Raw genomic sequence first — 13,850 nt, forward strand, 5'->3', positions numbered from 1 at the left:
CCGTATTTTTCAGCATTTCTAGCGCTTCTTTTAATTCTTCTTTGACCACCGTCATGCACCCCGATTCTATACGGATTATTATTTTATAATTCTTATAAAGAGTGTACTCCTTTTCTTATAAATCGTCAATATTTCTACTATAAGTATGTGGTTTATTTTTGTATATAGCCTTATTCTTATGTATCTTTCCCTATTTTTTATGCATTTACAATAGAAAAAAAGTGCGACATAATCGCACTTGGAATACTATCATCTGAGGAGGTATGCCCTACACTTCACTTTATGTAAGACAATAAAATATGTATAGACACTCGCCTTACTTCTATATATTTTATCTCCACAATGGATTTACTTTATATAAGAAAGAACATCTTCAATATGTCCCTTCACTTTCACTTTACGCCACTCTTTTACAAGCTCACCGTCTCTATTAATAAGGAATGTAGAGCGCTCAATTCCCATGTACTCTTTCCCAAAGTTCTTTTTCAACTTCCAAACATCATACAATTCCGCTACCTTATGATCTTCATCTACTAAAAGTACAAATGGAAGTTCATGCTTCTCAATGAACTTCAGATGTCTGTTCGCTGAATCAGGGCTTACACCAAGAATAACTGTGTCCTTCTCTTGAAATAATCCATATGCATCTCGAAAATCACATGCTTCAGTTGTACACCCTGGAGTCATATCTTTCGGATAAAAATATAGAACTACATTTTTACCACGAAAATCAGCCAAGCGAACTTGTTCCCCGTTACTTCCCTCTAATGTAAATTCTGGAGCCATTTCTCCTACTGTGATCATTGTTATCACTCCTACTCTTTTCTTTTACTATAACAAATGCTTCCTTATTTTTCATTGTCTGTTACAGACCTCATTACGAAAGCAAACGGTAATGTATATCCAATTAGCGCTTCTCCAATCGCAATCCATCGCCCAATTCCAATCGGAGATATGTCACCATATCCAACAGACAATAAAGTAACTGCGCTAAAATATAAACAAATTTCAACCAGTTGAAAAGAGTGAGCGTTTAAGCTTTCTCCATCCTCTTTCAAAACTGCAAAACCCATTTCCTCTAATACAACGTAACTTAATCCAAATGCAATCAATACTGTTGTATAAATCAAAAATAATGTAGCTAAATTATACAGCGAAAAAAAACGCGTTGAATCCGAATAGGAACTCCATAATAATTGGACACTCCTCAAAATAGCAATTGCTGCAATTAATAGAATAAATCCCCATAACATGTCCTCCACCTCATTTTATATGTATGAGACAGCCATTAGATTTATCCCTTAGAAACAAACAAGCTTTTATAATTAATTCCCTGCACCACGGTACCTTTTTACCCCTTGATTCCAAAGAGTAATTGCAATCGTAAAACAGATAACACCAACGAGCGGTGTTGCAAATGCATAGCTATTCCACTCTGTTTTTCTTAAAAAGTACGCTGCTGGATACACTCCGACAAACGCAAATGGTAGGACAAACGTTAAAATGAAGCGAATCACACGGTTATAAATATTAACAGGATAGCGGCCATAATTCCCTATGTTATACATTAGCGGCATAATCGAACTTTTCGCGTCCGACCAAAAACCAAGACTTGCAAGCGTAACAAATATCCCTCCGTATACAAGTGCGCCCCCTCCTACCATCAACAAGAATAAGAAGATATCGTACCAGTAAAAAGATAATTGCAACTCCACTGCTGCGTAGCCCATTACAATCATTCCCGTAATCGCTCCAATTAAAGATTCAAGCTCCATTCTTTCTAAAATAATTTGAAATAAACTATGAATCGGTCTCGTTAATATGCGATCCATTTCTCCTTTAATAATGTAACGATCATTAAAGTCCCATATGTTAAAGAAAGCTGAGAAAATGGCAAACGGCACTAAAAAGAAACCATAAATAAAGATGACTTCTTCTCTACTCCAACCTTTTAATGCTTGCGTATGTCCAAACACAACAAGAATAAAGATTAAATTAACAGCCTGTAGTGATAAATCAGAAAGTAACCCAACGATAAAATCGCCCCGATACTCCAATTTTGTTTTTATATATTGACTTGCATATTGCAAAAATAGTTTTATATATATCATCTCATCATCCCCCTTGTACAATTAGACGTTTTCTCGCCGTTCTCCACATGAGTACAATCGGAATAATAAGTACAATGGCCCAAATTACTTGGAATAATAATGCCTCATACAATTTACTTCCTTGTATACCTTCTGAGAAAATCATACTCGGAATATAACTAATAGCCTGAAACGGTAAAAACATCATTGCCTTTTGGGCCCATAACGGATAAAAACTAATTGGTAATAATAGACCTGAAAACAAATCAATAACAACACGTTTTGCATACATAATTCCGCTATTATTAAATAAGAAGAATGTGAGCATTCCCGTCATTAAATTAATTTGTGTATTAATAATAAAACTAAATATTAAAGATAAGAAGAAATATAACCACGTTTGAAAGTTCGTTGTAATTTGCAATGAAAATAATAAGGTAACGATGACCATACCCGGAATTGAAAAGAAGGCAAAGCGAAATATTCCTTCACCAAGACCTTGCATCACTTTCATCCCTAAATAGTTATATGGACGTATCAGTTCTACCGCTACACGTCCTTCTTGAATCTCCATCGCAATTTCCCTGTCTATATTATTAAAATAAAAAGCACGTGCCATCCACGCAATTGCGATATACGTAGTCATTTGCGAAATAGATAAACTTTCAATATTCTCTTTTCCGCTATAAATTGCTTGCCACAAAAAATAATATGCGCCGATATTAATTGTATAAATTAAAATCCCGCTATAGTAGTTTGTACGATACGCAAGCATCATTAAAAAGCGAATTCGAATCATTTCAATGTACTTACCCATGTTTAATACCTTCCTCATAAATGTTACGAATAATTTCCTCTGTAGACACTTCGTTAATTTTTAAATCTTTAATTTGAAAGGCTTGTACTACTTTAGAAATAAGCATTGAAATAATAACTTCTTCATTCGGTATTTTGGCAATCCACGCGTTTTCCTCTTTCGCTTTCGACCAAACGACATGACTATCTGGCATAACCATTGATAAATCCTGATAAGAAACTGGTGCGACAAACTGAAAATGTATTTCTTTCTCTGCTCCCCACTGCGTACGAAGATTATTTAAAGAACCGTCATACATAATATTGCCTTCATCCAGCATGATAACGCGCTCACATAAAGCTTCAATATCAGTAATATCATGAGTTGTTAATAAAATCGTTGTTTTATAACGTTCATTCATTTCTTTTAAAAATTCACGTATTTTCAATTTCACAAGTACATCTAACCCAATTGTTGGTTCATCTAAAAATAATAACGGCGGATTATGAATTAATGCTGCCGCTAATTCACAACGCATTCTTTGACCTAAAGATAGCTTTCGAACTGGCTTATCTAATAAAGGACCAATATCTAACGTTTCGATCACGTGCTCCATATGTTCTTTATACTGAGCGTCTGATACACCGTACACTTTTTTTAATAAACGAAACGATTCTTGTACCGCAATATCCCACCAAAGCTGTGAGCGTTGTCCGAAAACAACACCAATCGTTCTTACAAATTCTTCCCTCTGCTTATGCGGGTTCATCCCGTTTACTAAAATGTCTCCTGATGTCGGAGTCAAAATCCCCGTAAGCATTTTAATTGTCGTTGATTTACCAGCACCATTCTCACCGATATATCCAACCATTTCACCTTGTTTCACAGTAAAAGATACATCATTTACTGCTGGTACTATTTTATAATTACGATTTAATAAATCGCGAAATGCACCCTTTAAACCTGGACGACTTGAATAGGCTGTAAATTCTTTACGTAACCCTTGTACCTCAATTACCGATTTCATAACCGGACCCCCTTCCTAAATGTCACAACGAATAGTTTACCCAACTGCCTTCTCTATCACAAACAATACGTCTTTTCGAAAAACATGTTAGAATAATACATAGATTTTTGTAAGGAGATGAATGGTAGTGAAATTCACAAAATCAGAAGCATTACATAAAGAAGCTTTAGAACATATCGTTGGCGGTGTTAATAGTCCTTCTCGTTCTTTTAAAGCAGTTGGTGGCGGCGCTCCTGTTGCTATGGAACGTGGAAAAGGTGCTTATTTCTGGGATGTAGACGGAAATAAATATATCGATTATTTAGCAGCATACGGTCCTATTATTACTGGACATGCTCACCCGCACATTACAAAAGCAATTACAACAGCTGCTGAAAATGGTGTACTTTACGGAACTCCAACAGCGCTAGAAGTAAAATTTGCAAAAATGTTAAAAGAAGCAATGCCTGCATTAGATAAAGTCCGCTTCGTAAACTCTGGTACTGAAGCTGTAATGACAACAATTCGTGTCGCTCGCGCTTACACAGGCCGCACAAAAATTATGAAATTCGCTGGTTGTTACCACGGTCATTCTGATTTAGTACTTGTAGCAGCTGGATCTGGCCCTTCTACACTAGGAACTCCTGACTCAGCGGGTGTACCACAAAGTATCGCTCAAGAAGTTATTACCGTTCCATTTAATAATGTAGAAACTTTAAAAGAAGCATTAGATAAATGGGGACATGAAGTAGCAGCTATTCTTGTAGAACCAATCGTTGGAAACTTCGGTATTGTAGAGCCAAAACCTGGCTTCCTTGAGAAAGTGAATGAACTTGTTCACGAAGCTGGTGCACTAGTAATTTATGATGAAGTTATTACTGCTTTCCGCTTCATGTACGGTGGTGCTCAAGACTTACTTGGCGTAACACCAGACTTAACAGCGCTTGGTAAAGTTATTGGCGGCGGACTTCCAATCGGTGCTTACGGTGGTAAGAAAGAAATTATGGAACAAGTTGCCCCTCTTGGACCTGCATATCAAGCTGGTACAATGGCAGGAAATCCTGCTTCTATGGCATCTGGTATTGCTTGTCTAGAAGTTCTTCAACAAGAAGGGCTTTATGAAAAATTAGATGAACTTGGTGCAATGCTTGAAAAAGGAATTTTAGAGCAGGCTGAAAAACATAATATCGATATTACATTAAACCGCCTAAAAGGTGCTTTAACTGTATACTTCACAACAAATACAATTGAAGATTACGATGCAGCACAAGATACAGACGGAGAAATGTTCGGTAAATTCTTCAAGCTTATGCTGCAAGAAGGAATTAACTTAGCACCTTCTAAATACGAGGCATGGTTCTTAACGACAGAACATACAAAAGAAGATATTGAATATACAATTGAAGCTGTAGGTAGAGCATTTGCTGCTTTAGCAAACAATAAATAATCCCGCCATTAAAAGGAAAAAAGAAAGCACACCTTTCTTTTTTCCTTTTTTCTATTTCATAAATTCCTCATTAATAGTATAATTATTCATAATTATCTGCTTAATTTTATTTTATATCCTTACTATCTTTGTATACAAGGCTGCTCACGCCTCAAATAGTAAGATTATTCAAACTTTCATAAGAGGGGGGATTGACGGATGCTCAATAAAACAAACACATGGACACCGTCTTTATTTCGAGATTACAAAAATGCGGAACACGATGCGTGTGGAATCGTTTCCGTTATGGAGAAACGAAAAATTCCTACAAAAGAAAATATTGACCTTTGCATACAATCGCTCGTCAAAATGAATCATAGAGCTGGTTTCATTAATGGCGAAGGCGATGGAATCGGTATTCACATTGATGTACCAAAATCACTTTGGAATGAAAAATTAAAAAGTAGCGGATATAATCCAACGATTGTGGATCATCCCCACTTTATCGTTGGACATTTTTTTCTAAACAAAAACGAAAATATAGTTAATTTAAAAAATCATATTCGTACACAACTAAACAACGAAAACTTTGCAATTCTTTTCGAAAGTGATGATGTAATAAACTCCGATGCACTCGGTCCACTTGGTAAACAAGAAGAACCTTTATTTTGGCAAGTTGCTCTTATCGCAGAAAATGAAGTTGCAAATATTGAGCAAACATTATTTACAGTAACGATAAAAATAGAAGAAAATGAAGCGATTCATGTTGCTTCCTTAAGTCGTGATCACGTTGTATATAAAGTTCTCGGTGCTGGGGATACACTTGTTGCCTATTACAATGATTTACAACACCCACTTATTGCTTCAACTATGACACTAGGACATAATCGCTATTCTACTAATACATTATCTAACTTCTTTCGTGTACAACCATTTAGTATCCTCGGACATAATGGTGAAATTAACACAATTGCAAAATTACGCGATCAAGCTGAAATGATTCACGTTCCACTTACTGCTGGGGGCAGTGACTCCCAAGATTTAAACCGCACCTTAGAAACTCTACTTGTTCAATACAACTACAGTTTATTTGAAGCAATGGATATACTATTCCCGCCAATTATTAGTGAAATTAAACTTTATGAACCACATTTACAAGATTTATATACGTATATACGTGAAGCATGGGGCCATTTTGCACAAGGTCCAGCTGGCATTATTTCACGTTATAAAGATGAAGCTGTTTTCAGCGTGGATTCCCTCGGGCTACGACCAGTATGGAAAGTAGAGACAGAAAGCTCTTATATTTTCTCTTCTGAACCTGGAGTTGTATCCCCAACTGAATATGTAGCAGAACCAAAACCACTCGCTCCAGGGGAAAAAGTCGGACTAAAGTGGAATGAACAAGATGAGCTTGTTCTTTATGAATATGACAAATACCAAGCTCAAGTATATGACCGTTTTAAAAAACGAGTGGATACTAAAGATTATCATTTAAACTTATCTACCCCTGAAACGAAAGAAATCCAAGGATTATGTGATTCTATGCAAGTTGACACAAAACAATACGTTGCTTTCGGATGGGATCGTGAACATATTCAGCTTCTTGAACAGATGGCAACAAAAGGTGTTGAACCAATTCGCTCACTTGGGCATGACTCACCACTCGCTGCACTTGATACTGATAGACGAAATATCGCTGACTTCATTAAGGAAAGTGTAGCTGTTGTTACAAATCCAGCAATCGATCGCGATCGAGAAGTTGAACACTTCTCCACACGAACGATACTTGGCAAACGTCCAAGTTTATCGGCTGATGCTAAACAGCCATTTGTAGTTGAGATGCTTTCCCCAATCATTTTAGAAGGAAGTGTAGCACAATCTATTGTAGAAGAATTACACACAATTACGTACGAGCAACTTATACAACTATTCAATACTCATAGCTCTATCGCTACAATCTCTGCTACATTCAGTCAGGCAGAAACTTTACAATATGCCTTAAGTCGAATTAGCTCTGAAGCGATAACAGCCGTGAACGATGGAGCTTCCCTATTATTAATAGACGATGCTGATGCTCACCTAAATGGACGATTATGGATTGATCCGCATTTAGTTACCGCGAAAGTACATCAAGTATTAAGCGAAAATAAATTACGCCGAAACTGCTCTCTCGTTATACGTTCGGGTGCCCTTCGCTCCTTACACGATATCGTCACACTGTATGGATTAGGAGCAGATAGTATCAATCCATATTTACTATTTGCAACCGTAAATGATGGGACAAAAACACCAATTACGAATTTATATCATGCACTTAATAAAGGACTGGAAAAAGTTATTTCAACAATTGGAATTCATGAATTGCGTGGTTACGGTCGCCTCTATTCTTCTATCGGGTTACATGAAGAAATCGCAAATATATTGCAAATTACAAATTTCTTAGGTTCAAATGATTTAGCTTTTTCTCTTGAATCACTTGCTGAAGATGCACAAATGCGAGCGAACGATTATAACAATCCTAAAGTTAGAATGCGAAAATCTTTTCATATATTCCCACGAATTTGGAAAGCAATCGGCGATGTTGCAAAGGGAAACTCTTATGATGATTACCGTGAAAAATTAAGTGAATTAGAAGAAAATAACCCAATCGCAATTAGACATCTTGTTCAAACGAAAGAAACAAAACATGTCGTTCCGGCTGAAGAAGTGTCCATCAGTATTCAAAATCATGATTTACCATTTATTATTAGTTCCATGTCATTCGGTTCTCAAAATGAAATTGCCTTTCGTGCATATGCAGAAGCAGCCGATCAGCTAAATATGATTAGTTTGAACGGTGAAGGCGGCGAAATTAAAGATATGATTGGAAAATATCCACATACACGTGGACAACAAATCGCGTCCGGACGATTTGGCGTAAACGCCGAACTACTCAATTCATCAAACTTAATTGAAATAAAAATTGGGCAAGGTGCCAAGCCTGGTGAAGGTGGACATTTGCCAGGTTCAAAAGTAACAGCCAAAATCGCCGAAGCGCGTAATGCTACAATTGGCTCTGATTTAATTTCACCTTCTAACAACCATGATATTTATTCCATTGAAGATTTGGCTCAAATGATTACAGAAATTAAAACGGCTAATCAGCTTGCGAAAGTAGCTGTAAAAGTTCCTGTCGTCCCTAACATTGGAACAATTGCTGTCGGTATCGCAAAAGCTGGTGCTGATTTTATTAACATTAGCGGATTTGATGGTGGTACAGGTGCCGCACGTATTCACGCATTGCAACATGTAGGGCTTCCTGTAGAAATTGGTGTGAAAGCCGCTCACAATGCTTTATTAGAAGCAAATATGAGACATAAAGTAGAAATTTGGGCTGATGGTGGTATTCGAAGTGTGAATGATGCCTTGAAAATTATGCTCCTTGGAGCAAACCGCATTGGATTTGGTACATTATCCATGATTGCAATTGGCTGTACAACTTGCCGCGGATGTCATCTAGATACTTGCCACGTTGGAATCGCAACACAGATTGAATCTGAAGCTCAAGCGAAAGAACACGGATTACGCCGCTTCGTCCCGCGTGAATTAGAAAGCGCCGTGGCTGGATTATTACATTTATTCACTACTTTTGGCGAAGAACTAAAACGATTAACAGGAAATCTCGGCTATACAAATTTACAAGAAATTGTCGGGCGTTCCGATTTATTAGAACAAGTTCGAGGCAAAAAATTATTAAACTTATGTAATTTACTACAAACGATAGAACATCCATCTGGTACAAAAACAGAACACGTACTAGAAAAACAATTTGAAACAATTCATTCTCCTCATTCAAAAGAATTAGTAGGCGTTGGCGTAGAGCAACGCGTTATGGGTGGTCTAGAATCTTGTTATCGTGTTCGTAGTAAATTATATGAAGACACGAAGCTTGAACCACTTACATTAAAGTATACGAATGGCTCGATTCCTGGAAATGGATTAGGTGCTTACAATAGTGAGAACTTATTTATACACGTAAACGGCGGCGCACAAGATGGTATTGGTAAAACTTCCTTTGGTGGTGGTATTTATATAACGAAAGCAAAAGGAAAAGACGGTCTATATTATAACGGTTCTGTCGGAAAAGGTTTTGGATACGGTGCACAAAAAGGGGCGCTATACGTTCAAGGTAACGCTGATGCTCGCGCTGGCATTCGCCTCTCTGGAGCAGACATGATAATTGGCGGACGCATGATAAAGCCACTCCGCGAAAAAGAACAAGGGAATATAGGAGCATACTCTAATATTAAAGGTTTCGCTTTTGAATATATGACAAATGGGCGCGCGCTTGTTTTAGGAGATCCTGGTCCATGGATTTGCGCTGGTATGACTGGCGGTGTTGTTTATTTACGCCATGATTCAAGCTTAGGTTTAACAGAACATGCCTTAAAAAGAAGAATCGCAAAAGGAGCAAATGTTACATTACAACCACTTAGTAAAAATGGTGTGCAAGATGTGACCGAGTTATTACTAGATTATATCCGTGTATTAAATGAACATGAGCAATACGAGGAAGTTGCTTTATTGACACCGTTATTCGATGATATGCAGCAACAGTTTTTTGAAATCATCCCGAAAAAAGAGCAGGCTGATCCATCTATTTCAACAGAGTGATACGCCTAATTTTCATCTTCAAGAAAAAAATTGACGAAGTACACTTCTCATAGTAATCTATAGTAACAATTTGAAACCTGCTGAAATTCAGCAGGTTTTTTTACTAAAAATTGATGTTTAAAAAGAATTAGGAAAAAGTATAAAATGAATCTTAATTTCTTATTAACGTCACTAAAATATCACTTGCTAACATATTGTAATGAATGTATAGTATCATGTTGTACATTCATTATGACAAGAGAAAGGATCTTATTAAGGGTATGAAACTTGGTGCTCGCATTTTAAAAACGGGTATTGCCATCACATTAGCTTTATTTGCTTGTATTTTACTTAACTTACCGAGTCCAGTATTTGCGGGAATCTCAGCTATCTTCGCTGTTCAACCGTCTGTATACCGTTCGTATTTAACTGCACTTGAACAAATTCAAGCAAACGTCATTGGTGCGGTATTCGCTATCGCATTCGCTACTGCTTTTGGACATAATCCTTTTATTATTGGATTAACATGTATATTAGTAATTGCTCTTACATTGCAATTACGATTAGAAAACACAATATCAATTGCTTTAGTAACAGTTATCGCTATTATGGAGTATCAAGGTGAAGATTTCTTTAGTTTTGCCTTACTTCGATTTGCGACGATTATGGTTGGAATTATTGCGGCTTCACTTGTAAATTTAGTGTTTATGCCGCCAAAATACGAAACAAAGTTATATCATCGCATCGTTGATAATACAGAAGAAATTGTAAAATGGATTCGAATGAATAGCAGGCAAGCTTCTGATTTTACAACATTAAAAACTGATATTGATCGTATGAAAGAAAAAATGATCAAACTAAACCATTACTATTTGCTGTATAAAGAAGAAAGAAGCTATACGAAAAAAGTAAAGTTCGCAAAAATTCGTAAGCTTGTTTTATTCAGACAAATGTTAGCGACGACAAGTCGTGCTTTAAGTACGTTAAAATCATTACATCGTACTGAAAACGAACTGCGCTATATGCCAGAAGAATTCCAGGAATCTATTCAGAACGAACTTGATTCATTAACACATTATCATGAACAAGTTTTATTAAAATTTATTGGTAAAGCAAAAAAACAACAATCTGTTGAAATGCTTGATGAAGTTGAAACAGGTAAACAGGAATTAATTGATATCTTTATGGAATATCAAAACAAGGATGATGAAGAGGCATATAAAACATGGCTACATCTCTTCCCTCTTATTTCTGCTATTATTAACTATAGTGAAGAAGTAGAGCATTTAGATTTACTTGTGGATAGCTTCTACACATACCATAAACCAGAAGCAGAACTCAAAATCGATGATAAAAAAGAAGACGAATAAAAAACAGCTCCTTTTACGCTAAAGGAGCTGTTTCTGTTATATGTTGAAGTTGATATAAATTGTGGTAATATCCTCTTTTTTTCATTAATTCTTCATGAGATCCTGTTTCTTTAATTTCACCATCTTCAATGTAAATAATCGTATCCACATGCGTAATCGTCGCCAATCGATGTGCAATTATGATCGTCGTTCGATCAGCAGCTAACGTTTGAAGCGCCTCTTGAATATATCGTTCATTTTCTAAATCCAAAGCGGAAGTCGCTTCATCTAATATAAGTAACGATGGATTCTTTAAAAACACGCGTGCAATCGCTACACGTTGCCTTTGCCCACCAGATAACTTTACACCGCGTTCCCCGACGACAGTATCATAACCATCAGGTAACTCAATAATAAAATCATGAATTTGCGCAGCTTTGGCAGCTGCAATTACTTCTTCCTCTGTAGCTTTCGGATTCCCATATAAAATATTTGCCCCGATTGTATCGCTAAATAACAAATTATCTTGCAGTACAATTCCAATATGACTACGTAAATTTCTCATATCATACTTTCTAACATCTATCCCATCTACATAAACTGCGCCTGAAGAGACATCATAGAAACGCGGGATTAAACTAGCAAGAGATGACTTCCCTCCCCCACTCGCTCCTACAAGTGCTACCTTCTCTCCTGGCAATATAGTTAACGAAAGGTTATGTAATACCTCTTTTTCATCCGAGTTGTAACGAAAAGATACATTATCAAATATCACTTCACCATTTAATTTTTTCGTTTGTACCGCACCTTGTACATTCACAATATCGTATTTTTCGTCTAACAGTTCAAACACCCGATCCATCGATGCGAAAGACTGTGTTAATGTCGTAGAGGAATTAACAAGGCGGCGAAGTGGACTATACAAACTATCCATATATCCAACAAAGGCAACCATAGTTCCTAAGGTTAACTGCCCCTGAATCACTTCATACGCCGCAAAACCGATCACGAGTAACGGCCCTAAATCTGTTAACGTATTTACTGCCGAAAATGTTCTCGCCGTCCAACTCGTATGTGTTAACGCTTTCGTCAAAAATTCATTATTTCTTTTTTCAAATTGCTTCCCTTCATACTCTTCTAATGCAAAGCTACGTGTCACTTGCATCCCTTGAATACGTTCATGTAAATACCCTTGCATCGTTGCTAACGCTTGTGAACGCTCTTTCGTCAATTTTCGAAGACGCCCGAAAAAATATTTCACTGCCACTACATAAATAGGTAAAATTAATAGCGCAACAAATGTCAATTTTATATTCATAGAAAACATAACAATAATAGCAATAGCAATTGTTGCCGTGTCTAACCAAACATTCATCAAACCAGTAATTACAAAATCCTTCGTTTGTTCTACATCATGAATGACACGCGAAATAATCTCCCCTGTTTTTGTATTCGAATAATAACGTAAACTCAACTTTTGTAAATGACCAAAAATATGTTTTCGCAAATCATATAGTATTGTATTTGCGATACGCTGCGCAAAATATTGACGATAATATTCAATCGGTGGTCTTAACACTGCAAAAATAAAAAAAGCAATCCCAATCGCTGTTACTAGTTGGGACGTCTTATCTTGAAGTGACCCTCCGCCCTGAATGACATCATCAATAATATACTTTAATAACCACGGCATAATGAGCGGGATGCCGAATTTAACTAGACCAATCATAATCGTAATAGCAATAAGCCATCGATATGGTTTAACAAATTGCAAATATCTTTTTATACCTTGCACATAATCCCCCCTCTAATAGGACAAACCTGCGGGGAAATCCCCTGCAGGTTTGTTTTAATTTCTGTACATTAAATATCTCTCATACCACATATCTACAAAGTCTGGTGCGAATGGCCCTTTTCTTTGATGAATCCATTGTGTTAGTTGTGCTACATTTCGTTTTAAAATCGTATCAATTACAGGTGGATATTGCATAATTTGACTATGTTTTTCATATTCATCTTCATCTAAAAGTGTATATGTCATATCTGGATACACTTTAATATCTAAATCATAATCAATATACTTTAACGCTTCAGAATCATATGCAAAAGGTGAGCTTAAATTACAATAATAATATACGCCCTCTTCCCTTAACATTCCAATCACATTAAACCAGTAGTTTGCATGAAAATAACAAATTGCTGGTTCACGAGTAATCCATGTTCGGCCATCTGATTCTGTCACTACTGTACGATCATTTGCTCCGATCACAAGACTTTGTGTCCCTTTTAAAATCGTTGTCTCTTCCCACATTCTATGAATGGAGCCATTATGTTTATAACTATGTATTTGTACTTTTTCTCCTTCTTTGGGAAATCCCATATATGCTCCCTTCCTTCAACTGCAAATGCCCTTTGAACTGCATTCACTTTTTTTCTATTATAACTTTTTTGTCGAAATTTTAAAACTAAAGCGATAAGACTCTATATTTCACACTGAATACCATATCCATAGTCTTTCTTAGGGAACGGGGCCAAACGAGAAAAGGAG

At 36.5% G+C, this 13,850-nt stretch carries 11 protein-coding genes (1 of these 11 running past the window's edge); 3 read left to right on the forward strand and 8 right to left on the reverse strand.

The genetic code is table 11. From position 1 onward, the window contains the following. The 6 genes from perR to QCI73_RS24945 form a co-directional block, all read right to left on the reverse strand. A protein-coding gene (gene perR / locus QCI73_RS24920) for a peroxide-responsive transcriptional repressor PerR (RefSeq protein ID WP_000237834.1) crosses the window boundary here: on the reverse strand, positions 1 to 49 show its start. 380 nt of this gene lie to the left of the window's left edge; only the first 49 of its 429 coding nucleotides appear in the window; the start codon lies at positions 47 to 49; its stop codon lies off the left edge, out of view. A gap of 299 nt (positions 50 to 348) precedes the next feature. Next, the gene (gene bcp / locus QCI73_RS24925; protein WP_353823955.1) at positions 349 to 804 is read right to left on the reverse strand and encodes a thioredoxin-dependent thiol peroxidase; all 456 of its coding nucleotides are present in this window, start codon (positions 802 to 804) and stop codon (positions 349 to 351) included. A 44-nt stretch (positions 805 to 848) separates the two neighbouring features. Further along, positions 849 to 1,253 carry a potassium channel family protein gene (locus QCI73_RS24930; protein WP_000964351.1) on the reverse strand — a complete coding sequence of 135 codons (405 nt, stop codon included), beginning with the start codon at positions 1,251 to 1,253 and terminating at the stop codon, positions 849 to 851. A 72-nt stretch (positions 1,254 to 1,325) separates the two neighbouring features. Next, entirely contained in the window at positions 1,326 to 2,111 is a 786-nt protein-coding gene (locus QCI73_RS24935; protein ID WP_000639354.1) for an ABC transporter permease, read from the reverse strand. A 4-nt stretch (positions 2,112 to 2,115) separates the two neighbouring features. Further along, positions 2,116 to 2,907 carry an ABC transporter permease gene (locus tag QCI73_RS24940; RefSeq protein WP_000521517.1) on the reverse strand — a complete coding sequence of 264 codons (792 nt, stop codon included), beginning with the start codon at positions 2,905 to 2,907 and terminating at the stop codon, positions 2,116 to 2,118. Next, entirely contained in the window at positions 2,900 to 3,913 is a 1,014-nt protein-coding gene (locus QCI73_RS24945) for an ABC transporter ATP-binding protein (RefSeq protein ID WP_000843646.1), read from the reverse strand. Before QCI73_RS24945 ends, QCI73_RS24940 begins: the two co-directional genes overlap by 8 nt. Before the next feature lie 121 nt (positions 3,914 to 4,034). Between QCI73_RS24945 and hemL the strand changes: the two genes are divergently transcribed. The 3 genes from hemL (at position 4,035) to QCI73_RS24960 (ending at position 11,323) form a co-directional block, all read left to right on the forward strand. Continuing rightward, positions 4,035 to 5,339 carry a glutamate-1-semialdehyde-2,1-aminomutase gene (gene hemL / locus QCI73_RS24950; protein ID WP_000260535.1) on the forward strand — a complete coding sequence of 435 codons (1,305 nt, stop codon included), beginning with the start codon at positions 4,035 to 4,037 and terminating at the stop codon, positions 5,337 to 5,339. Positions 5,340 to 5,537: 198 nt separating this feature from the next. After that, on the forward strand, positions 5,538 to 9,974 hold the full coding sequence (locus tag QCI73_RS24955) for a glutamate synthase-related protein (protein WP_353823956.1): 4,437 nt from the start codon (positions 5,538 to 5,540) through the stop codon (positions 9,972 to 9,974). Between the two features lie 260 nt (positions 9,975 to 10,234). Then, a complete protein-coding gene (locus tag QCI73_RS24960) occupies positions 10,235 to 11,323 on the forward strand; it encodes an aromatic acid exporter family protein (RefSeq protein WP_000765784.1) in 1,089 nt (362 codons plus the stop codon). A gap of 13 nt (positions 11,324 to 11,336) precedes the next feature. On the opposite strand, the gene QCI73_RS24965 is transcribed toward QCI73_RS24960, so the two are convergent. Both QCI73_RS24965 and ntdP read right to left on the reverse strand, forming a co-directional pair. Next, positions 11,337 to 13,097, reverse strand: coding sequence for an ABC transporter ATP-binding protein (locus QCI73_RS24965; protein WP_044790792.1), 1,761 nt, complete (start codon positions 13,095 to 13,097; stop codon positions 11,337 to 11,339). Positions 13,098 to 13,151: 54 nt separating this feature from the next. After that, entirely contained in the window at positions 13,152 to 13,682 is a 531-nt protein-coding gene (ntdP, locus tag QCI73_RS24970; protein WP_000506628.1) for a nucleoside tri-diphosphate phosphatase, read from the reverse strand. Between the last annotated feature and the right edge of the window lie 168 nt (positions 13,683 to 13,850).

The organism is Bacillus cereus group sp. MG16, from assembly GCF_040459875.1.
Taxonomy (GTDB): domain Bacteria; phylum Bacillota; class Bacilli; order Bacillales; family Bacillaceae_G; genus Bacillus_A; species Bacillus_A paranthracis.